Consider the following 22,896-nt stretch of genomic DNA (forward strand, 5'->3'; position numbering starts at 1 on the left):
TGCCGGCAGAATTAGCCTTCCTTGTCCGGACTTTCCAAAATCAGACCACGCCCCTTCAAGAATTCTACGGCTGACCAAATATGAAAAGATAGCGCCTCAACCGCCGCATCGGCGTCACGCGCAATGGCCAACTCGAAAATCTTCTCGTGTTCAGAATGAGCCAACACGCCAGGGCTTACTCGACTGGCTGTAGACAACCGCCGGTAGCGTTCCGCTTGCTTGTAGAGAATAACTCGGAACTTCTGCACCCAGCGAGAGGAAGAAGCCGATACGAGCGCATCATGAAATTCCTGATTGCGCTGCTCCCATATCTCGAATCCTGCGATTGGATTAGCTTCGAGCCTTTTCTCCGCAAGGGACAGTTGGTGATATGCTTGGACAACCCGACCTTCCCAGTCATCTTTCCCGGATACGATACTATCCCGCAACGCTGATGCTTCCAGCAGGACCCGCGCCTTGGTCAAATCCTCGAAATCAACAAGCGACATCGGCGCCACTCGAAAACCTTTTTGGGATTGAGTAAGGACGAGCCCATCCGACACGAGGAGAGATAACGACTCCCTCACAGTGCCAACACTCACTCCATAATTTTCACCTAGTGGCTGAAGTCGCAGCTTGTCACCCGGCCCATACTTGCCGTGTACAATATCGAGACTCAACTGCTCGTAAGTCGACTCAATCAGGCTCCGAGGCCCGTCTGATTCGGACTCAGTTTCCGTCCGACGCTGGAACATTTCACCCGTGGACATGATTGATAGCCTCTTCCTCACCTTGGATTATTCTTTTTTATCAAATAAAATTATTTTTTTTCTTATGTCAACAAAATTCAGGATGCATTCCCCAATTTCTCAGCATTCCGTCTGGGCCATAGAGTCCCACGCACGCCCGAAAATTCGTGTTCATTATCCTTTGCCCAAGCGCCTGATAAAATGTTCACTCGGGAGATAATACAGACGCACGTTAGCGTGCGCACTTCCGCGTAGCGCGCCTCAAACAAGCTCTCTCATGAATCCCAAAACCAATTCATTTACTTCCTCAGGCCGTTCTTGTTGAATCCAATGACCGCATCCGGATAGAATGTGCGACCCGACATAATTCGGAACGAACTCGCCTACACGATCAATTGCCTCTAGCCCCCATCCTGTCGTGACATCGCACTCTCCCCCAATAAACATCGCAGGTGGAAGAAGCTGAGTGCCGTCATGTGACTCAAGCTGCTCCCAACTCTTTTGAATACCTCGATAATAGGAAAAAGGCCCTATCATTCCTGACCGCTCGAACTCTTGCGTATAGAAGTCCAAATCATCCGTTCCCAACCAGACCGGAAGATCGGCTGGCGCATGCATTTTGTCCCGCATTCGAGCACCAAACGGTATACTAAGGGCGCTCGCACGTATGATGTCCACTTGCGGTAAGTCCAAAAGTCCAGACAAACCCGCACCCTTCATACTCTCGCCTGAAAAGGCCCACAGAACGTCGCGCATCCAACCACCCGAATCTTCTTCGAATTCCCGTATGGCCGGTGCCAGCGAACCAAAATAGTCCTGATAGAATTGTTGGTCTGGTCCAGCCAATTCTTTATGAATATCTTCTGGAGAGCGTTCACCGAAAGGAGAGCCAGGCAGAGCAATTAGCCCGCGCCCAGAGAAAGGAATTGCAAGCCCCACAACGCCACGGAAGATTTCAGGATGCAACCAGGCCGCCGTCCAGGCAATCATTGCCCCCCAGTCATGCCCAACGACAACGGCACTTGAGGCACCTAACGCCCTGACCACACCCACGATGTCCTCGACAACAGATTTGATCAGATAATATTCGGAGTCCAAGAATTTGGATGATCGCCCATAGCCTCTTAGATCAATGGCAACGGCCCGGTAACCGGCCTCGGCTAAAGCTGAAAGCTGGTGGCGCCACGAATACCAGGACTCCGGAAAGCCGTGAACGAGTATGACTAGTGGGCCTTCGCCTTCGCACACGGCGTGAATTCGGGCAGAGCCGACAGTCAAGAATTGTGAGCTTCTTTGTTGCATGATTTTTTCCGAAATCAGAAATCAAAATTGTCTCTGTACGTCCGTGAAGGTCGGTTCCAAAAAGCAAGTCCGGATAGCCCCTCGGGAGGTATCCTGCTGCTCCGAAATAACTTGACCGCATAGCTCTCCGCCGAACTATTCAATTCTCAAAACGACATTGCCCGGCAACGCTCCGCTCTCAACCAGTTCATGGGCTTCCACGAGATTTGCAAAGCTCACTTTTTTTGCAATATTATGCAGGACGTTCTTGTCCTTAAGCATGTCTTGGAGCACCAACAGGGCTCTTTGCCTATCTGGCCTGGATAATTTGTACACGATGAAAAAGCGATAACAGATATTGCGCCCGATTGACGGCGAGAAAGGTAAAGCGATTTCTTTTTGACTGCTGCCATAGATGACGGCCAGCCCCCCCTCTTTCATAACCGCCACGTCTATTTGAATGTTGGCAGCCAAGTCTACTTCGATAATCCGGTCGACGCCCCGATGGTCCGTAACCTTGTTGATTTCTTCGACCAGCGTGTCTGTTTTGTAGTTGAATACAAAATCTGCTCCTGCGCGCCTCGCTAGGGCCGCCTTCTCCTCACTGCTGACTGTCGCAATGACAATTCTGGCACCACAAAATTTTGCCGCCTGAATCGCGTAATGGCCAACCGCACCTGCGCCACCCGCGACGAGGACAATCTGCCCCCGAACTCCTCCGTCAGTTGCGACGGCATGACAGGCGGTCATTGCAGGAATGCCGAGACATGCACCGTTCTCAAGCGCCAGCCCGTCCGGCATATGCTCGACCTGCTCAGAAGGCAGCACAACGAACTCAGCGGCAGTTCCATTGCTTCTGTTCCATGCGGCATTCCAGACCCAAACCGCATCGCCCGGCTGAAAATCGTCAACGCCATCACCAATCATATCAACCAGTCCGGCTCCGTCGCTATGAGGAATGCGTGGAAATGGAATTGTGGAGGGGATGTGCCCACTGCGGGTTTTGACATCAGAAGGGTTCACACCCGACCATTTTAACCGCACCCGAACTTCGCCGGCCCCAGGCGCCGGCATCACCATCTCCCGCAGCGTCAATACGTCCGCAGCTGGCCCTGTATTCTGGTAGATATAAGCTTTCATGTTTTCCCTTTCTGGCGTCAATTCCAGATTCAAAAATTACTCATCTGTGGGCCGCCAAGACATTTGCCATTGTGGTGAGGCCGGATACGCGCCTACCGAGCAATGGCTGAAGTGATATCATTCAATACCTGCGGGTCATCGATCGTCGCCGGAACTACATAGTCTTGCGACTCCGCAATGCTCTTGATCGTTCTCCGTAGAATCTTTCCCGACCTTGTTTTTGGAAGTTGATCGACAACGATGACGCGCTTGAAGGCAGTTACCGGACCAATTTCGGTTCTCACCAAGTTTACGATTTCTCTCGTAATTTCTTCCTCTGCACGCGTGACCCCATCGTTCAAAACGATGAGCCCAATTGGTAATTCTCCCTTCAAAGAATCTGCAACTCCAATAACGGCGCACTCCGCGACATCTGGATGCGCCGCCACCACTTCCTCGATTGCACCAGTGGACAGGCGATGACCCGCAACATTAATAATGTCGTCAACGCGGCTCATGACGAAGATGTAGCCCTTATCGTCTATATATCCGGCATCCCCAGTCTTGTAGTATCCGGGGTATTCCTCAAAGTATGATTTTAGAAATGACTCATCGTCATCCCACAGTGACAGCAAACACCCCGGCGGAAGCGGCAGCTTTATGACAATAGCTCCGTGCCCACCTTGCGGCATTTCAGAACCGCTCTCATCCACAATGCGAACATCAAATCCAGGCATAGGAACTGTGCTAGAACCATATTCTGTTGGCAGCTGTTCTATTCCCAACGGATTGGCTGCGATCGGCCACCCTGTTTCAGTCTGCCACCAGTGATCTACGACTGGCACATCAAGGAGACGCTCTGCCCACTGGATCGTGTCAGGATCTGCTCGTTCACCCGCAAGAAACAGCTGTCTGAAACCGGAATGATCGTAACCGGAAAGTAATGAGCCTGCTGGGTCGACTTTCTTGATCGCCCTGAACGCCGTGGGTGCCGTGAAGAGCGTATTAACCCGGTGCCGCTCAATCACCCTCCAAAAGGTTGCAGCGTCTGGTGTTCCCACCGGCTTTCCTTCAAACAGTATCGTCGTACTGGCGTTAAGAAGCGGACCATACACAATATACGAATGACCGACGACCCATCCTACATCCGATGCGGCCCAGAACACCTCTCCCGGTTTGACATTGTATACATATTCCATCGACCATTTGAGAGCGACCGCATACCCCCCGTGATCCCTGACGATACCCTTCGGCTTTCCAGTCGTCCCCGATGTATGCAGAATGTATAGCGGGTCGGTAGACGCCACGCTCACACATTCGGCTCTCTCGCCAGCCGTTCTTGCGGTTTCAACCAGGGCGGCCCAGTCGAAGTCCCGCTCATGCTCAAGCTCGCACGTCCTGCTAGAACGCTGGAAAATGATTGAACACTCAGGTTTGTGCGGGCTGAGCCTGATCGCCTCATCAAGGAGAGGCTTGTACTCAACGATACGACCAGGCTCGAGCCCGCAGGACGCTGACAACACAATTCTTGGCGTCGCGTCCTCGATTCGAGTGGCAAGCTCTCTAGCTGCGAACCCCCCGAATACGACCACATGGACTGCTCCGATGCGCGCCGTCGCAAGCATCGCAATCACAGCCTCGGGAACCATTGGCATGTAAATCAAGACCCGATCGCCGGCATTCACCCCACGCTCTTTTAGCACGGTCGCAAGTATACCAACCTCATCGAGTAGTTCAGAATAAGTATACTTCCGCACCGCTCCCGTCATTGCGCTATCGTAAATCAACGCCAGATCATCTCCGCGGCCATCGCGCACATGACGGTCCAATGCATTCCAGCAGATATTGCATTCGGCGCCCACGAACCAGCGGGTCGTATGACCTTTCGATTCTCTGAGTACGTCGTAAGGTCTGTGCCATTCAACAGCATGGGAGGCTTCTTCCCAAAATTCATCAGGCGCCGATTCCCATTTTTGGTATGTCGCTCTATAATTTCCCATACAAATGTCTTCCAATACGGTAGAATTCCATCTTACCGTCCTTGTGGTCATGAACACCGCTCAACCAAAATCGGTCCAGCAGCCTATAAGGGATTGTCCCCAATTTTTTTATGAAATGGCGCCTGACAACAGGTCTCGGGTTGGCAACCTAATCGATGCCAACCCGATTCTGATTAGCGTCTATCCCTCAACTTATCGACGTCGAACAATGAGTTGTCCATCTGATCAACTTTGTCCCAATCTGACGTTTGACTGAGAATTGTGTGACGCTGTGAAATCACGTTTGGAATGATCACTGAACGCCACATTGCGAGTCCCGTTGTGGGCTGCCACCAGCGTGAATCGTCCCAAGTCCGCCATAGGTTACCCCGACGATCGTACATTTCCACCCACTGGGTATAGTAGAGTTCCTTATCTACCCAAATGCGTTTTTTGGAGTACTGGTAGCTGTTGGTGCGATCATCGATATCATAAACCCATACCGGCCTCAGCTCCATGTCGACAATTCCCGTCAAAGCGCAATGCGCCTCATCCGGACGATAAGGATCGTATGCTGCACCAACCTCCGGTGCGGCTAATACGAAGCCCTCTTTAACCATGGTGTACTTGAATTTGCGTTTATCAGTTTTGGTCCACTGACTACGCCATTCATCCCAAGTGAGCTCCAGCGACGGAGCAATTGGATCTTGGCCATTGGTACCAGTAAGAGTGCGAGTACGACGGAGCGTAGGGATGAAAATCTTGAAGTTGTCATCTTTGTCAGCATCCGCGTACCGAAGTCGGACACCGGCTAATCCTCGCACATCCCTAGGCGAAGTTAGTAGCAAAGAACCCGCTTCGGTGACACCTTCATATCCCGGAACATTACCGAGCGGAGTTTTACCAACTCTACCCGCCATCTTGCGCCACCACATATTGCCTGTGTAAGAGCGTTCGACCTTATTGCTGGAGCTACAGCCGGTCATCAGTACCGGGTTGAACCAGAGATCTTCTGTTCCCACGCCGTGCGCATTGAACAACCAGTTTAGTTCATCACCATTTTTTGGTGTCAGGAAAGGCAATCCGCTCTTTGTGAGAACGCCATTTTTTCCGTCCCTGTCTACCAGCTCACCCTTTTCATTAATCGTGAAGGGATCTTTGCCCAGCTTCTTGGTCGCATCGAGCAGAGCTTTCTGCATATAATAATGGTTCGTGGGAACAATGCGGATACCCTTGACACCCATCCACTCACTATTGAGCCGATCAATCCAGAACTTTGGAAGATAGTCTGACAACCAAGGCATTGACGCCAGGTTGTCTTTCGTGATGATTAACCCTGGTTTTAGCTCGCCCGGAATATCGGCGTCCTCTATGAGGCTCGAGGCCGTGTAACCTCTGAAATCCTTCCACTCTTTCTCAAGTTTTCGGGTCTCATCATTGTCAAGCATATCAGCCCAGGCTTTGTGTTCGGGCAAGCCCGTCTCCTTGGCAAACGCCTTCCAGCGCTCGATATAATCTTCTTGTGCATTCGCTACGGGCGTTGCTGCAGTCGCAACTGCCATAAGCGCCGTCGCTCCGATCAGAAAGCTTTTCAAGCTTAACCGTTTCATTTTCTTCTCCATCATCAAGAACCAGACATCTTTGCGTTATCGTTATGTTTCTCTAGAATTGGTAGGTCAGAGAAAACTCAACGTAGTCCGATTTGTTATAGAGCCCCAAAAGGCCCTGCTCATCCTTCCCGCTAAAGTAGCCCACTTCAATTCTGGGCTTCCAATTTCCTCCTCCTACGGAGAAATCTATTCTCTGCCTTATCGCAACGCTACCTTTATCCATGTCCCAGATCGCCAAGCCATCCAGAGTCACTTTGTCGTTTAAGAAACCCTTCGTGTACGTCTGAGTTATGAATTCCTGGTTCTCTTCAACATTTGTAAGCGCGTAAGGCGCCTGAAACAGGAGCCCATCAGCATCTTCGGTATGGATCTCGAAAAACTGAGTTGTCATAAAAATCGAACTGCGCTGCGATTCCCACCCCGGCACCCAGAAATTATAATCAAATCCGACCAAGACAGACAGCTGATCTCGTCTCGCGATTGTGTCGTCACGGGTAGTAATGAGAGCTGGTGTTCCGACGGTCACACGCCCGGGCACAAAGGGGTTCTGAATCACCCCCTTGTTGAAGGGTTTGTCAAACTCGTATGCCGCCTCCAAACGCAGTACCGGAGAGACATCCTTTCGACCGAATCGGAACTCCGTCATATCGCGTGTGAATGAAAAACCGACGGTCTTTTGCCGGAGTGTGTAATCGAGGTCAAAATCTGTAGTAATAGAACACGGCACCCCTCCAGCCGCCGGATCCAGAATATCAAGGCAGCCGAACGGAATTAAAGGAAAGTCCCCTGGCGCCGCAGTCCCAGCTGCGAGAGACTGGATGAAATCAACGTACTGACCCGGCGCATTCATCGCACCTATGGTGGTTGGGAGATCAATGGGCACATTGACAACGCCCGCTGCATTTGGATCTCCGATAAATGTGCCAATATGAACTGTTGCACCGGTGTTGACGACGATCGGCAGATCCTGAAAACCGTAAAAACCATTAACTGTCCCCTGCCCGCCAAGGACATCGAATTTTAGCCGCATGCCGACCTCGGAATCTTCCCAGTCGTCTGTTTCCTTGTCCGACAGCCTTGCTCCCAACAAGGGCATGCCGAAACCCGACTGACCTTCCACCAACCTCGGGAAAGGCAGACCGAAGGGGCCTCCGGACGTACTGGAATTCGGCGTGGGATTATTCACGATGAATTCGGAATGGCGTACCACCGGAGTGTAGATCACTTCCAGTGATGGATCCTTCAGTCCTAACCCCTCAAAAGGAGCAGCCAGGCCAAGCTGGTCAATATCCAAAGATAGGGCAGCACTCCACTGAGGTATCCGCAAATCCTCGGTGTCTGTAAATATACTCCTTTGGCGGAGATCCTGTGGGTTCAGAATATCAAGAAGGCGCAGACCATCTGCTTGCCCCCACCCTCGCTGAAACTTTCCGACTTTTAGAGACGCGCGTCCCTCTGAATCAGCAAACGCTATCGACAGCTCTCTAATCACATCCTGCTCGAAATCATCGAGTATGCGATTTTCTTCACCGCTATTACCAAACGGTTCAGGAAGCGTGAGCGCCCCATCCTGCGAGAGTAAAAAATCAAAGCGATCTAGAAACGGAGGGCCCTTAGTAAAGTCTGGCGTGCCAGGTCCGATTGAATCTCCGTCATCAAGATCATAGTACCAATCGCCGCGCAGCCAAAAATCGGAAACAACCGTCACATTGCTATTGGGAGTCCACTCAGCCTGAAGCTGCGCTACAAACTGGGAGGGCCCCACTCCAGTTCCACCACCATACCGGTCAAAATAGACGCCCGTCCCTTGCGTCAGACGTCCGCCCACCCAGACATTGTCGGGCAGGTTCAGCGCTTCAGCCAATGACTCGGCATTCGCTGCTAGCGGCATCATAAGGACTGTGGAAAATGCTGTAGCCCCGAGCAGGCATAGCTTTTGCGACTTAGTTTTAGTTTTTTTATTCTTGGTGTTCATCTTTCTCTCCCTCACTTTCTATTTTTTCCGATGCGCAGCCAGGCTCTATCGCCCTCAATCTAACCAACCATCGCCCTGACTATTTTCTTCTGTGTGCTAAACGGAAATCCCCGCGGCTTCAGCAAGCCGATTGCTGCAGGCACAACAGTGAGCGCCCCCACCATGTTGAACATCAAGATGATCGCCAACAGAACGCCCATCTCGGCTTGGAACCTGATCGGAGACAGGAAGTACCACGGCAATAGCGGCAGTATCATCGTCAGTGCCGTAACTATCACGGCAATACCAGACGTGTTGAACGCCCGGCCCGCCGCCTTCGCGAATTCATGGCCGTGCCTCATTTCGTCGCGTATCCGGTCTGCCATGTAGATGCTGTAATCAACACCACGGCCCAAACCCAACGCAGCAAGCGGCAGCGTATTCAAGTTCATCCCCACGTCCATAAGCGTCATGACACTCATGGTGATAAAGTGAGATGTCGTCAGTACAAGTATGATCACGACTGCGACTGCGGGTGATCGATATAGCCAGAGCAGGTTAACTGCGATAACGATGATAATGGCAATAAGGAGTACATTTTCTTTGTGCTCGATCTCGTCGTTACTCGCCTTAATTATACCGATCTGTCCGCCGGCGAACCTCACACGCGGCTCCCCATCTGAAAACTGATAGGTGTTTAGAAATTCATGGCCCGCCGCCATCAACGCATTCACGGTGTCAGCACTATGCTCCCCCGTATAAATTGAGAGCTTACCGATGCTCCATTCCGGGTTCGTATAGGCGGCAAAGTCTCCTGGCTCACCGCCAGACCGGAACATGTAAATGTTAAACCCTATTTCTTCTTCTGTATCAGGAATTGTTTGGTATGAAGGGTCCCCTTCCCACAAAACCATGTTGATATTTTTTACAATCGGAACAAGGCTCTGTGCGCGAGTTGCCGGAAGAACTCGTTCGTAAATATAGCGATCAAATGCTTCGATCTGATGATACACACGCGGATCTAGCATTATCTCTCCATCACCGGAGAAATAGGCCTGCATTACATCCGTACCGACACGGTCAAAGCTCGAGTTGATTTTTTTGACATCTTTGTTGTATTGGGAATCTTTCCACAGGATCGGGCTCCCTTCTGCGTCACCTATTTTTAGCCCCTGCGAAATGAAAATGCCCGCAATCAACGCAGCGACAAAAGCCGGGAGGAATACATATCTGGACGCTTTCAGCCCAAAAATTTTGGCCAATACGGCTTGACCGGGTAAGGTGGTGCGGAATTTTGTCGGCTTCCGAAGGACCGCCATGAACGCCGCAGCAACAATAATTCCCGGGGTCAGCGTTAGAAGCCAAAACGTGCAAATGAAGGCAAGCGACTGTATGCTTGGGATAGTCACCAGAGCCAGAACCGTAAATCCAGCTGCATCGGTAATCACAGCCGCAGTGCTCGGGAACAGAAGGCGCTCAAGGCCTTCTTTTACTGCGTCACGCATGGTGGCACTATTTTCGATTTCATCGAAAACGCGCGAAACGAATTGAACTGAATGGGATAAAACAGTGGCGAAGACGAAGAATGGGAGCAAGAGCAACAGGGGATCAAGATTGTAACCGACCAAGCCAATGACGCCAAAGCCCCAAATCGTGACGGCGAAGGCCACGAGCATTGGAACAGCAACGCCCACCCAGGACCTGAAATAGAAAAATAGGACGGCAGCGATAGCCAGCACAGAGGCCGCAAAAACCAACAGCATATGAGGCAGATATTTCTTAACCGTGCCCAGAAGTACGGGCCTGCCAACGACTGATATTTTTACATCTTTCGTCGAGAATTCTGATTTTAGATTGTCAATAAAGGCGACAAACTCCCGAGAATCCACCTCCTCTGAAAGCTCGGCAGAAATAAGCATTGAATGCTCATCCAGTGAGACCAATGAGCCGAGAAACTGCCCCCTGACGATTTGTTTGAAATGCTCCATATCAGACTCAGAGCGGGGCACTTCCGGCCACATAAGAGGACTGACCAGAATTTGCCCCTCCCCGCCGGCCACCGATCTCGTCTTCCGGAGATTGGCCGCCTCAAACAGAGGGCGGATATTGTTATCGTGAAAATAGAACTCGTCTGATACTTCCCGATACGTTTCAAGAAAGTCCGAATTGTAGATGTCGCCTGCTTTATTTTCGACTTCGACAAGGACATTATTGACTCCACCAAACTGACTCCGGAACTCCTTATAGAGTTCGACATTCGAATGGTTTGCAGGCAGCATATCTTCGATAACGACCTTCAACGAGACACCTGTCACGCCGAAATAAGCCGCCCCCGATGTGACCAGAAAAGCGATTGCCAGAATGATTCTGGGAAATCTTATGACGAAATTCGAAATATAACTTACCACTGAATTTGAGCCTTTGATTGAATTTGCAACAAGCGAACTACTCCTGTTACCACCGCACTAACGGCTCCGGATCTGAGACATCGAATTCGGTTTTTAGTACGGCACCGTTCGCCCCAACGACAACATACCCTCCGTGTTCTGATGTTTTAGAGACTCCTCCGTACCAAAGGAATCCTGGCTTACTCTCCAAGGGCAACAAATCCGATACAGGCAATCCAGCTTTTACACGGACCACACCGCCCTGGCCTACGATCACTCCGTCACCATCTTGGTCTAATGTTAGATCGAACAAATGCGCATCTGTCCCCGAGGACAAAGCTGTGATCGTCGGGACACGGTCCATTAAGCGTCCCGAGCCCTCTTCAACGTCACTGTCCGAACCAAATCGAACCATTGTAAGCTTGCCGCCAAGCCCAGATATTAGCGCCTCCGAACGCCATGCATCTACCGCTGTGAATGTGACCGAGGCATCGGGCGCGTCCAGCACCTCCCAGCTCAATCCATCATCGATTGACGACGCTATCAGGCCGAACTCCCCAACCAAAACCAACCGCCCGTCCTCGAGACGTGTAATGCCATTCAATCTCGGTAGATCACGTCCCTGATATCCGGATAACGCCTGAGTTTGCCACGTTTTACCGCCATCGGACGTGTGAAGCACTGTAGCCTCATGTCCGACGACCCAAGCTGTCTGGGCGTCGAGACAGTAGACATCTCGCAAGTTAATGCCCGACTCAATATGCACAACTTCCCAATGTGCGCCCCCGTCTTCAGACCTCAGGATCTTTCCTCTACTCGTGACAGCAATGCCGATGGCCTCGTCCACAAAGTCGATCCGCCTAATTAAGTCCGTAAACGGCAAGGGCTCGCGCTTCCAATGCCCTCCTCCATCCTCGGTCTTCATTAGTGTCCCGTAGTATCCCCCCACCCAGCCCACAGAATCAGACACAAAATCGACGGCAAATAAATTATCAGGAGCAAACCGTACACGTCCGGCAGTTGGCAGCTCTATATTTGACCGAGGACTTGCGTCGGGGATCGTTAAAACGGCCTGCTCTGCCAGCGCCCCAGGTTGGGAGAAGTAAAGCACCCCAGCAGCAGCGGCAGCATGAGCGAATTTGAAGACCGGCAGGTTCATAGATTTGATCCAAAAGACCGCCAGCACTGCTGGCACAATTTCGACTTAGTTGGTGAACGCGTTCAGGCTGGGTCAGCCCACGCCAATACCGCCATCGGACGAGATGGTTGTGCCTGTGACGTATCGAGCCGACACCGGACAGGCAAGCAACGCATATAGCGCTACATGGTCTTCAGGCTTTGCGGCAAATCCGAGCGGTGTCATGCCCTCGAGAAGTTTGTCGATCTCTGGAATCTCAGCCATCTGGGACTTTGCGTGCTCGGATGAGGGCGACCCGGAAAGATTGGTAATCGTACCTCCTGGAGCTACGCCATTAACCCTAACGTCTGGCGCGACTTCCTTCGCAAGCTGCTTGATGAGTCCAATCACAGCGTGTTTCGATGCCACATATAGCGGACCACCTCCGCCCGTAAAAAAGCTTGAGCTAGAGGCCGTGAAAATTATGGACCCTTTAGACTGGCGAAGCGCAGGAAGACACGCGTACGCTCCGAGCGCGTACCCCTTTACATTCACACCAAAAATATCATCGCAGACTCTTTCGAGCTTTTCTTCATCCTGCGCTTCCAGAGGCGTTATAAAATCCCATATCCCTGCATTGCCGATAAAGGTGTTCAGTCCACCGAATCTCTCCACGGCAAGGGCCGCAGCGCGCTGATTGTCTGCCAGACTGCGCACATCCCCAATTACTGTTTCAACCTCAGCCCCGAACTCACCCCGCAACGAACTCGCCTGTTCGTCATTGACGCACAGAACACACAGTCTGGCACCTTCCTCGACAAAATGATGGACCACCGCCCGACCAATTCCCGTGGCTCCGCCCGTAATCAAAACGGAACTGCCGCTTAGTTTTGGCATATTTAAGTACCTCCCTAACAACCTTGCTTGAGGTGCAAGATTTTGTTCTTTTTTTGAGAAAAAATGATTTTTTTGATTGTGTCAATATTTATTTACGAACAGCGCGAGCTCAAATTCCGTAGCAAGGATCGAAATCTGCATGTGGCCAAAGGCAACTGTGCTATCGAAGCTGCTGTTAATTTCGCCATACGGAACAGACGCCAGCGCAACTTAGTGCACCTGACTCCCGGATTGGAGCAGTGCTCGCCGCCCCGGATGTCGAAAAGCCATTTCCCGACTCCGAGATTTTTGTTCCGTATACTCGCTTATTTCTATCGGTTGTTCGGGAACGCTCAGAACGCAGTCCATGTTCCCACATGTCCTATTATTCGCGCATGGCCGCTTTCGAGAATATTCTCGACGCACAAATATCATGGGTAGGCCTACAGAATTCCAATCCTGTTCACCCGAGCGCGCAGATTTCATAAAGTTTCACAATGTGGGAGCGATGCCACTCATTCGTATCCGGCCAGGTTGACGCGCAACCGGATAGCGGCTCAACCCAAATGTGTCGTGTCAGGTTGAACTTCACTGCCATTCAAGGTCAGGGAACGCTCAAGAGATACGACAACCAGTCTGTTTCCTCCGGCGGAGCTAGGTCTCCGCCAAACTCTGGGAGCCTAAGCGGCTCCCATTTTTTTGACCTCTCATCTCCACATGATCAGGCGCCGGCCCCTAAGGTGGAAGAGATTGACAGCGCTACCCCGTTGAGCTGAATCAGGCGATCACGCTGTTCTTTAGGACTCGCCCACCTCTGGCTAGATGAACTAGAAATTGCGCCCACGACCATTCCCCGCGAACTGAAGACTGGCACAGCGATGCAATAAAGTGCGTTATGAACCTCGCCATCGTCAACGCCGAATCCCTTATTGCGCGTGCGATGTAGTTCTCGTTCGATTTCGGCTGGATCCGTGATCGTTTTATCCGTTAGCTTTGGAAAGGGCCCGCTGGATATATACGCCCGTCGCTCGTCGACCGTCATGTGCGAGAGCAACACCTTGCCGATAGCAGAACAGTACGCCTCCAGCTGCCCGTTCTCGCGCGTGAACACCTCCTCTCCTTCAAATACCGATTTCGCGAGGTAGGTAACCATGTCGTTCTCCAGAAGGCCAAAGTGGGTCGTGGTTTCCAACGCGACACTTAGTTGGTCCAAAAAGGGCCGTACTAGTTCCGACAGCACTGCATGTGGTGTGTACCCCTCCAACTTCTTCAGAAAAACTGGGTTGGGCAAATATCGTCCACGTCTGGATCGGCAGATGAGCCCGGCCGAATGGAGGGCATTCAGATGCCTGTACAGAGTCGATTCCGGCACCCCGAGCTGGACACTCATTGCGTCTGATTCGAATACACCGTCCTGCGCAACAAGTGCTCCGAACAAGGCCATCGCCTTGTCGAAGGAAGACATGGATCGTGCCACACGGATCTCCATTTATCACATTGTGATAGCAATTGGCCTGCCTCGGATTGCAGTGTCAAGTACATCGCGTAGTTAGCGATCTAAATTCCAAGTCACTTACGGACGCGAACCAGACCATGATCTCCAGAGATGAAATTCAAAAGGCTGCGGATGCACTGTTCAACGCACACGCTGGACAAACCTACTGCGCGCCAGTGCGTGATCTCATTGGTCTTGATCCGCAAGCCGGATACGAGGTCCAGGCGATCAACACAGCCCGGTGGGTATCCGCAGGGCGACGGATTGTTGGCCGGAAAATTGGCCTGACGTCAGCGGCAGTCCAAAATCAACTTGGCGTAGACCAGCCCGATTTTGGCGTCCTCTATGCGGATATGGAATATTGCGACGGTGATGAAATTCCGTTGTCAGCAACTCAACAACCCAAGGCCGAGGCTGAAATAGCCGTTATACTCGGCAGGGACATCAACGCGCAGGATACAACGCCAAGCGAACTGATCCGAGCCATAGACCACGTCGTGCCTGCCATCGAAATTGTGGGCAGTCGTATCAAGGACTGGGATATCCGCATTTCGGATACGATCGCGGATAACGCCTCATCAGGCCTATATGTCCTGGGCGGTCCTGTTCGTGCACTGCATGGGCTTGATCTCGTCAATGCTGGCATGGTGATGAAATGCAATGGACGCCCGGTTTCATATGGCGCCGGCATCGCGTGCCTTGGAAATCCGCTAAACGCCGCACTCTGGCTCGCACGAAAATGCGCAGAGCTCGGAGCACCTCTCAAGGCCGGCGACGTCGTTCTGACAGGTGCTCTTGGCCCGATGGCCTCAATGGAGCCTGGTGATCTGTTTGAAGCAGATATCGAAGGTATTGGGTCGGTTCGCCTCGCAATTGCGGCGAAATAGGAGACATTGGAAATGACAACTCTCAAGAAGACCAAGGTTGCGATCATCGGATCCGGAAATATCGGAACTGACCTCATGATCAAGGTCATACGCAAGTCAAAGGGTCTCGAAATGGGCGCGATGGTCGGGATCGATCCCGACTCGGACGGCCTTGCCCGGGCAAAGCGCATGGGTATCGCGACCACGCATGAAGGAATTGAGGGTCTCGTTAAGCTCGACGTGTGGCCCGAAATCGGAATTGTCTTTGATGCGACATCTGCTGGCGCACACAAGCGGCACAATGAAGTCGTCACGTCCGCCGGAAAGGTGATGATCGACCTCACGCCTGCGGCGATCGGGCCGTATGTCATACCCGTCGTCAATGGTGACGCGCATCTGGATGCGTCAAATGTCAACATGGTCACTTGCGGCGGGCAGGCGACGATCCCAATCGTGGCAGCAGTAGCATCCGTCGCGACAGTCCACTATGCGGAGATCGTCGCTTCCATCGCCTCCAAGTCAGCCGGGCCGGGAACGCGGGCCAACATTGATGAATTCACCGAGACCACCTCAAAGGGTATAGAAGAGGTTGGAGGAGCCCGGAAAGGCAAAGCCATAATCGTCCTGAACCCGGCGGAGCCTCCGATGATCATGCGCGATACGGTATTCACCCTCTCTAGTGGCGCAGATGAGCCGACAATTGAGGCCTCAATCGAAGCAATGGTTGCAAAGGTCAATGCCTATGTGCCCGGCTATCGGATGAAGCAAAAGGTTCAGTTCGAACGGTTCGGCTCGAACAACCCGGTCAAGATTCCGGGCCTGGGCACGTTTGAAGGCATCAAGACCAGCGTCTTCCTGGAAGTCGAGGGTGCGGCCCACTACTTGCCTGCATACGCGGGAAATCTCGACATAATGACGTCAGCTGGCATTGCGACCGCTGAGAAGATCGCCGCGCAGCGGCTAGCCAAGGAGACTGCCTGATGGCGTTCGATCCAAAATCCGACAATCTTTACATTCAGGACGTCACTCTGCGCGACGGGATGCATGCGATCCGACACCAATACGGTATCGAGCACGTCAGCAAGATTGCCGCCGCCCTTGACCAGGCCGGGGTCGACGCAATCGAGATTGCACATGGAGACGGCCTGAATGGCTCAAGCTTCAATTATGGTTTTGGTGCCCACACAGACTGGGAGTGGATTGAAGCCGTCGCAGATTCAGTGAAAACGGCGAAACTGACCACGCTCCTCCTTCCCGGGATCGGAACGATCGAGGAGCTGAAGCATGCCTACAAGCTTGGCGTCAGGTCTGTCAGGATCGCCACACACTGCACGGAAGCCGACGTATCGAAACAGCATATCGGTGTTGCCAGAGATCTGGGTATGGACACGGTTGGCTTTCTTATGATGTCCCACATGGTTGAGCCTGAGAAATTGGCTGAACAAGCCGCCATGATGGAAAGCTATGGTGCCGAATGTATCTATGTCACCGATAGTGGCGGCGCGCTCGACATGGATGGATACATCGCACGGCTTCAAGCCTACGAAAAAGTCCTGAAGCCGGAAACTGAACGGGGTATCCACGCCCACCACAATCTGTCGCTTGGCGTCGCCAATTCCATTGTCGGCGTTCAACATGGCGCAAGACGCGTGGATGCTTCGCTGGCCGGCATGGGTGCCGGGGCCGGAAACGCACCGCTTGAGGTGTTCATCGCAGCCGCCGAGCGAAAGGGGTGGAAGCATGGATGCGATCTTTTCGCGCTCATGGATGCCGCTGAGGAACTTGTCCGCCCACTCCAGGACCGCCCCGTCCGCGTTGATCGCGAAACGCTCTCGCTGGGCTATGCCGGGGTGTACTCGTCCTTCCTCCGGCATTCAGAGAAGGCAGCGAAAGATTATGGGATCGATACACGTGAAATCCTGGTTGAACTAGGACGTAGGCGTATGGTTGGTGGCCAGGAAGATATGATCGTCGACGTAGCCCTGGATATATTGAAAGAACAACAATCCACTCAAAAACTTGCGACGTGAGCGACCAATCTTTATTGACTGTTGTCTTGCATCGCGGTCACGATGCGAGACTACAATCATCTATCTGGTATCAATCTCTCGATGCAGCCTGTTGTAATTGTGACGGCTGCGAGATTCAATCTGTCTGGACGAACGGCGCAGTCAGAACACGCTCAATCTGCTTATGTGCGTACAGTGCTTTTGGCTCGGTGAGCGCACTTTTTCATCGCCTTTTGACCTAAGCGAGCAACCTTGAAGTTTCCATGATAAATTGAAATTGGCACGCCTTCTGCATTCCCCTGACGCGGGAGGCAGATCCATGCTTGTTCACACGATAGAAGACCTGAACGATACCCTCGCCAGGTATGACTACACCGCCAATCTCTCACGCGGGAACTGGGCCTGGGAATTCGCCCGGCGCAATTCCGCGCTGAAAGCCGCCGCCTATGCTGCGCAACCTGACTTTGAAACAAGAACGGCATGTTGTGACATACAGCTTCTCCGGCTTTGCGAGCAGGACCGCCAAGCCGAAGACTGGGGACTTCTCTATTTTCCGAACCCAGATCAGTCGGCCCTTACCACGCATGTCTTCTGGTCCGACAAGACCTATCCCCGCAAGGTCGCCGTTCACGTGCGTGAAAGAGAGCGCGGCGAGATCGACGAAATCTTCGAAAAGAGCACGCGCCTCTGCAAGATCATCCATCTCGTGGATGCCTTCGAGCACGAACACATCCTTGTCAAAGGTAAGAAGTGCTCGATCCAGGTCAGGTGCAGTGGCAAGTCGCTCTTGTCCCTCGAGCCTGTAAAAATGGAATTCTCCATCTCGGGATTCAGCACAATGCAGGATCACGTGAATGCGCTGAACCGTGCCCAGAAGGTCTACGGCGACGACGACATGTCGCCTCCTGTCTGGTCACGCAAGGGCCTCGGCTATCGCAACGCTCTTGTCGCCTTGGATGCCCACGACGCGGGACTCACCTATCGTGAAACCGCGACGATTTTCTATGGTGAGAAGCGCATCTCGGAAGAATGGGGCGGACCGTCGTCCGCCATGAAGTCCGAAATGGCCCGCCTGCTCGCCAAGGGCCAGCGCCTTCGGGACGGCGAATATTTCTCCCTTTTGGAAGAGAACCTTTGACCTGCCCCTCCGCACATCGAAGAGCGCATACGACGTCATCCGGTCGAACGCTCTATTTCGATTAGCGGCTTACGAACTGGTAGACACCTCTTAGTATCTCAAAGCACTTGTAAGCATCGCCCCTCCCCCGCCTGCTGACGCGGGGCTGTCCGGGAGACGAGAGCCCTCCACCTCGTCCACGTCACCTGACCGGGCCCGGCTCGTCTCCGGTCACGCGGCCACCCGTTCGGGTCGCCGCGCGCTGCGGGGGCTCGCCGGCGGGGGCCGCGCTTTGCTTCCCACTGGCCTTACGGCCAGAGGGGTCAGGCGCGCGTGGCCTCTCGATACCTCAATCTGCCTCGGGCGATGGCATGAGCCATTTGCCGAGAACGGTCACATCCTGGCGCTCGTAGCCGAGGGCATTGTAGAAGGCAGTCGCGGTCTCGTTCTCCCCGCGCACCATGAGCTGCACCTTCGGCGTCCCCCGCGCCGTCAGCCAAAGCTCGGCTTCGGCCATCATTTCGCGCCCATGGCCGCAGGCTTTACGGTCTGGGCTGACAGCCAGATAGTAGATCCAGCCGCGATGGCCGTCATGGCCGACCACGGCGCTGGCAATGACATCGTTATCTAATGTACCGACGAGGATCGTGGCATCGCGGGATGCGATCGACCGGTCCATGTCTGCATTCGGGTCGTCCCATCGCCGGGTCAGCGCACACGCCTCCCAAAGCGCAATCAGCGCTGCGCGGTCAGCTTCCCGGAAGTCTCGTATATCCAAGGCCATGGCTGTCGGGTCTGGAAGGATTCGTATCCACGGCACCAGCCTGCCTGTTTGGTGTTTGAAAGCGTGGACAAGCTTTCCCAGCAGCCGGGAGGGGGCGGACGGCGCGTCTGCCCGGGCGCGGCCCGCGCGCAAGGCGCCGGTGACCTGGGTCCGCCGGTTCTTTCCGTGCCTCCTACCTTTCCGCCTTGCCCCCGGCCCTCATACGCCCGGGCGCCCGCACCTTTCGTCCGCCCCCTCCCGCCTGCCGGGAAAGGCACGCGGGCGAGGTTCAATTTTGCGAGGCTGACATGACCCCTTCACACGAGACTCCCGCTCCCCTTGGAACAGCGACCGGACCAGATTTGCGGGACACGCCCCGCATCTATGTCGCCTGTCTTGCCGCGTATAATAATGGACGGCTCCACGGGGCGTGGATCGACGCGACAGAACCGGACGAGATGATGCAGGGCGTCCGCGCCATGCTGGCGGCGTCGCCTGAACCGGGTGCGGAGGAATGGTCAATTCATGACTATGAGGGGTTCGAAGGCGCGCGCATTTCCGAATATGCCTCCTTCGAGACAGTTTGCGCCCTTGCGGACTTCATCACCGAACACGGGAGCCTTGGAGCGAAACTCTACCGCGAATTCGGCGATGACCTTGAACAGGCTCACGCCGCGTTTGAAGACTATGCAGGCGAATATCGCAGCGCCGCAGACTTTGCCGAGGAAGTGACGCGCGACAGCGGGACAGAGATTCCGGCCTCGCTCGATTACTATATCGACTGGACCGCGCTTGCCCGCGACATGGCGATGAATGGCGAGATCATGGTGTTCCAGACGGGCTTTGATGAAGTCCACATTTTCTGGAGCCGCTGAGTCATGGCGTTCCGGGAGAGATTTGACCGCTATGTGTGCGAGGGCGACAGCATTGCCGTCGAGATTGACGGCTTTCGCGTCACCGCGCGGATCGTCCGCGACGACTGTCCGGATAGTCCAGACGAGCGCCAGGACGGATTCTGGCCATCGCTCAATATTGGCGACCCGGGATTTATCGGACCCGGAAACAATTTCCGCGAGCGGCTGACGAAGGCGCAAGCAGACGCCGAAGCCGTCATGGACGCGTGGCGCAAGGATGAGTGGTTCTATTGCGGAATCGTGCTCGCCATTGAACGCGAAAGCGTGGAACTGGAATCTCATGCCGCCAGCATCTGGGGTATAGAGGCCAACGATCCGAGGTCGGAGAACGCCTACCTGACTGAAGTCGCATGCGAACTGCTCCCCGAAGCCTTGCAAGCCGGGCACAGAGCCTTAGCGCGTTTGATGGCGTCCGCACCTGCACGGGTCGCGCAGGCATGAGCGCGCTGGATGACCTATTAGGGCCACGTCCGCACATGACCCTCGTCATAGAGGAGTCCCGCGTCGTCGAAATCTGGGTCGATGGCCGCGCGCCGCTGATTGGCCTGCATGACTATGACTGGGGCGAGACCGATCCGGACGCAAACCGCGACGCGGAAGGCCTCCCCTTCAGCCCGATCAACTGGAAAGGCCCGGCATGGGCGCTTGGCCTTTCACTTTACCCGCCAGAACAGGAGGACAATCCCATGGCACAACCCGCACTGAAAACACTTCCCCTTGAGCAACTCCATATCAGCAAGCTCAACATGCGGCACAACCGCAAGGCGCCTGATGTCTCCGACATCTTGCCCTCCATCCGGGAGAAAGGAATCCGCCAGACACTTCTGGTGCGCCCCGAAGGTGATGGCTATGGCGTCGTCGCGGGACGGCGGCGCTTCCATGCCTTGCAGGTCATTGCCGCTGAGACCGGCAAGTCAATCGCCGTCCCGTGCGCAATCATGGAAGCGGATGACGACGCCGCAGCGGTGGAGGCCTCGCTCATCGAAAATGTCGCCCACCTGCCCGCCACGGAAATGGAGCAATACAATGCGTTCGGAAAGCTGGCGCATGCAGGCCGGACGGTGGAAGAGATTGCCGGACATTTCGGGGTCACGGACCTGAAAGTCCGGCGTATCCTCGCCCTCGCCAATCTCTCCAGCCCGATCCGTGCGCTTTACGCCAAAGACGAAATCGACCCGGAGACAATCCGCGCGCTCACACTTGCTACGAAGGACCAGCAGGCAGACTGGCTGGCCCTGTTTCGAAGTGAAACAGAGCGCGCGCCCATGGGCCGCGCCTGCAAGGCATGGATCACGGGCGGGGCCACCATCACGACCGACAAGGCGCTGTTTGATCTGGCGATCTATGAAGGCAAAGTGGCAGCTGACCTCTTCGGTGAGACAGGTGTCTTCGCAGAGGCCGACACGTTTTGGAAAGCCCAATCGGCAGCGCTTGCGGCCAAGGTCGAGACCTACATTGACGCCGGGTGGCGCAATGTAGAGGTTCTCGAACGCGGGAAATATTTTGCCAGTTGGGAGTATTTGAAGCGCCCCCGGACGAAGGGCGGCAGCGTGATTGTCGAAGTCCGCGATGATGGCACTGTGACCTTCCATGAGGGCTACATTACGCAGGCCGAAGCCCGGAAACTGGAGAAGCGCGCAAGGCCGGACGGTGATGCGGAAGCAGCCGACACCAAGCCCGAAATGTCCGGGCCGCTCGCACAATACATTGCCCTCCACCGCCATGGCGCAGCGCGTACAACCTTGCTTGGACACCCTGGAATCGCCCTCCGGCTGATGGTGGCGCATGCCATGGTCGGGTCCGCTCTTTGGACTGTCAGGCGGCACGACTTCCTCGCCCGGAAGGAGGACATACAGGCCAGCGTGGAGGCATCACGCGCCGCCGCAGAAATGCGGGCCGCCGGGGACCATGTCCGCAGCCTGTTTGACGCCCATGGGGTCGCATCCCTGCGCGCAAACGGGGACGCCTATCACCTCAGCGAGGTCTTTGCGGCGCTGCTCGAAATGAACGATGCGGAAACCCTGACCGTGCTGGCTTTTGTGATGGCGGATACGCTGGAAGCGGGCGGCCCGGTTGTGGAAGCCGTCGCTGTCGCCACCGAAACCGACATGGCCGCTTACTGGAAGCCGGAGCGTGTCTTCCTTGATCTCGTTCGGGACAAGCGCGCCATTAACGCCATGGTGGCAGACATTGCGTCTCCATCGACGGCGAAAGCAGCGCTCACAGACACGGGCAAAGCCCAGAAGGAACTGGTCTGGAACCGGATCACTGGCGAAGAGTGTGAGGCCAATCCGGGCTGGCGTCCGGGATGGATGCAGGTGCCGCCTACGCGCCTTGTTACAAACGCAGGGTCGCCGCCAGCAGATGCATGGGTCCGGATCGCCAGCCTGTTTACCTCTGGCGAGGACGAAGCTTCTCCCGAAGACCAGTCTGTCGCAGAGCAGGACGCCGCCTGACATGTTGCAGTCTCCTTGTCCGTGGAAGCGAAAGCCGTTCGGCAGCATGCCGGGCGGCATTTCCACATGCTTCTACCGGATGAGTGTGTACTCCTGCGGTTCAGATCAAGACAGATGCGCCTCCGAAAAATCGCCCGTCTGTGGGTTTCTTTTTGCCTCCGAGTGCGATTGCCAAAGCGGTCTGTTCCGCTCTCCGCTTGCCCCGAAAGACCCCTTGTTCCCGTC

General features: G+C 54.3%; 18 protein-coding genes. 7 read left to right on the top strand and 11 right to left on the bottom strand.

Annotation, left to right across the window (positions count from 1 at the left end; genetic code table 11):
- Positions 1 to 11: 11 nt before the first annotated feature.
- From B3527_RS01085 to B3527_RS01130, 10 genes are all read right to left on the bottom strand, one after another.
- Positions 12 to 749, bottom strand: a complete 738-nt coding sequence (locus B3527_RS01085) for a GntR family transcriptional regulator (protein WP_290478656.1) — start codon at positions 747 to 749, stop codon at positions 12 to 14.
- Between the two features lie 240 nt (positions 750 to 989).
- On the bottom strand, positions 990 to 2,030 hold the full coding sequence (locus tag B3527_RS01090) for an alpha/beta hydrolase (protein ID WP_290478655.1): 1,041 nt from the start codon (positions 2,028 to 2,030) through the stop codon (positions 990 to 992).
- A gap of 135 nt (positions 2,031 to 2,165) precedes the next feature.
- Positions 2,166 to 3,149, bottom strand: a complete 984-nt coding sequence (locus B3527_RS01095; protein WP_290478654.1) for an NADPH:quinone reductase — start codon at positions 3,147 to 3,149, stop codon at positions 2,166 to 2,168.
- A gap of 92 nt (positions 3,150 to 3,241) precedes the next feature.
- The gene (locus B3527_RS01100) at positions 3,242 to 5,128 is read right to left on the bottom strand and encodes an AMP-binding protein (RefSeq protein WP_290478653.1); all 1,887 of its coding nucleotides are present in this window, start codon (positions 5,126 to 5,128) and stop codon (positions 3,242 to 3,244) included.
- Between the two features lie 173 nt (positions 5,129 to 5,301).
- Positions 5,302 to 6,717, bottom strand: coding sequence for an outer membrane lipoprotein-sorting protein (locus B3527_RS01105; protein ID WP_290478652.1), 1,416 nt, complete (start codon positions 6,715 to 6,717; stop codon positions 5,302 to 5,304).
- Between the two features lie 52 nt (positions 6,718 to 6,769).
- Positions 6,770 to 8,692 (bottom strand): hypothetical protein, encoded by a 1,923-nt coding sequence (locus B3527_RS01110; protein ID WP_290480639.1) that lies wholly within the window; start codon positions 8,690 to 8,692, stop codon positions 6,770 to 6,772.
- Positions 8,693 to 8,751: 59 nt separating this feature from the next.
- Positions 8,752 to 11,079 carry an efflux RND transporter permease subunit gene (locus B3527_RS01115; protein WP_273241468.1) on the bottom strand — a complete coding sequence of 776 codons (2,328 nt, stop codon included), beginning with the start codon at positions 11,077 to 11,079 and terminating at the stop codon, positions 8,752 to 8,754.
- Between the two features lie 46 nt (positions 11,080 to 11,125).
- Positions 11,126 to 12,217 carry a WD40/YVTN/BNR-like repeat-containing protein gene (locus tag B3527_RS01120; RefSeq protein WP_290478649.1) on the bottom strand — a complete coding sequence of 364 codons (1,092 nt, stop codon included), beginning with the start codon at positions 12,215 to 12,217 and terminating at the stop codon, positions 11,126 to 11,128.
- Positions 12,218 to 12,289: 72 nt separating this feature from the next.
- On the bottom strand, positions 12,290 to 13,072 hold the full coding sequence (gene hcaB, locus B3527_RS01125; RefSeq protein WP_290478648.1) for a 3-(cis-5,6-dihydroxycyclohexa-1,3-dien-1-yl)propanoate dehydrogenase: 783 nt from the start codon (positions 13,070 to 13,072) through the stop codon (positions 12,290 to 12,292).
- 700 nt (positions 13,073 to 13,772) lie between these two features.
- A complete protein-coding gene (locus B3527_RS01130; protein ID WP_290482137.1) occupies positions 13,773 to 14,528 on the bottom strand; it encodes an IclR family transcriptional regulator in 756 nt (251 codons plus the stop codon).
- Positions 14,529 to 14,644: 116 nt separating this feature from the next.
- Here B3527_RS01130 and B3527_RS01135 point away from each other — a divergent pair, with 116 nt between their 5' ends.
- The 4 genes from B3527_RS01135 to B3527_RS01150 all read left to right on the top strand — a co-directional run bounded on the left by B3527_RS01135 (position 14,645) and on the right by B3527_RS01150 (position 18,559).
- On the top strand, positions 14,645 to 15,433 hold the full coding sequence (locus tag B3527_RS01135) for a 2-keto-4-pentenoate hydratase (protein ID WP_034738348.1): 789 nt from the start codon (positions 14,645 to 14,647) through the stop codon (positions 15,431 to 15,433).
- Between the two features lie 12 nt (positions 15,434 to 15,445).
- On the top strand, positions 15,446 to 16,393 hold the full coding sequence (locus tag B3527_RS01140) for an acetaldehyde dehydrogenase (acetylating) (protein WP_045699440.1): 948 nt from the start codon (positions 15,446 to 15,448) through the stop codon (positions 16,391 to 16,393).
- Positions 16,393 to 17,442: a 4-hydroxy-2-oxovalerate aldolase gene (gene dmpG / locus B3527_RS01145; protein ID WP_045699438.1), complete on the top strand. Its 1,050-nt coding sequence runs from the start codon at positions 16,393 to 16,395 to the stop codon at positions 17,440 to 17,442. The genes B3527_RS01140 and dmpG overlap by 1 nt, the downstream gene beginning before the upstream one ends.
- 298 nt (positions 17,443 to 17,740) lie before the next feature.
- Positions 17,741 to 18,559, top strand: coding sequence for a DNA -binding domain-containing protein (locus tag B3527_RS01150; protein ID WP_034742714.1), 819 nt, complete (start codon positions 17,741 to 17,743; stop codon positions 18,557 to 18,559).
- Positions 18,560 to 18,887: 328 nt separating this feature from the next.
- On the opposite strand, the gene B3527_RS01155 is transcribed toward B3527_RS01150, so the two are convergent.
- Positions 18,888 to 19,322, bottom strand: a complete 435-nt coding sequence (locus B3527_RS01155) for a GNAT family acetyltransferase (RefSeq protein ID WP_034742719.1) — start codon at positions 19,320 to 19,322, stop codon at positions 18,888 to 18,890.
- Between the two features lie 287 nt (positions 19,323 to 19,609).
- On the opposite strand from B3527_RS01155, the gene B3527_RS01160 reads away from it, so the two are divergent.
- From B3527_RS01160 to B3527_RS01170, 3 genes are read left to right on the top strand one after another with little or no spacing between them, the layout of a single operon-like run.
- Positions 19,610 to 20,176 (top strand): antirestriction protein ArdA, encoded by a 567-nt coding sequence (locus B3527_RS01160; protein WP_045695777.1) that lies wholly within the window; start codon positions 19,610 to 19,612, stop codon positions 20,174 to 20,176.
- A 3-nt stretch (positions 20,177 to 20,179) separates the two neighbouring features.
- A complete protein-coding gene (locus tag B3527_RS01165; RefSeq protein ID WP_045695779.1) occupies positions 20,180 to 20,656 on the top strand; it encodes a hypothetical protein in 477 nt (158 codons plus the stop codon).
- Positions 20,653 to 22,671 (top strand): ParB/RepB/Spo0J family partition protein, encoded by a 2,019-nt coding sequence (locus B3527_RS01170; RefSeq protein ID WP_290478644.1) that lies wholly within the window; start codon positions 20,653 to 20,655, stop codon positions 22,669 to 22,671. Before B3527_RS01165 ends, B3527_RS01170 begins: the two co-directional genes overlap by 4 nt.
- Positions 22,672 to 22,896: the final 225 nt, after the last annotated feature.

Source organism: Hyphomonas sp. UBA4505 (genome assembly GCF_002388685.1).
Taxonomy (GTDB): domain Bacteria; phylum Pseudomonadota; class Alphaproteobacteria; order Caulobacterales; family Hyphomonadaceae; genus Hyphomonas.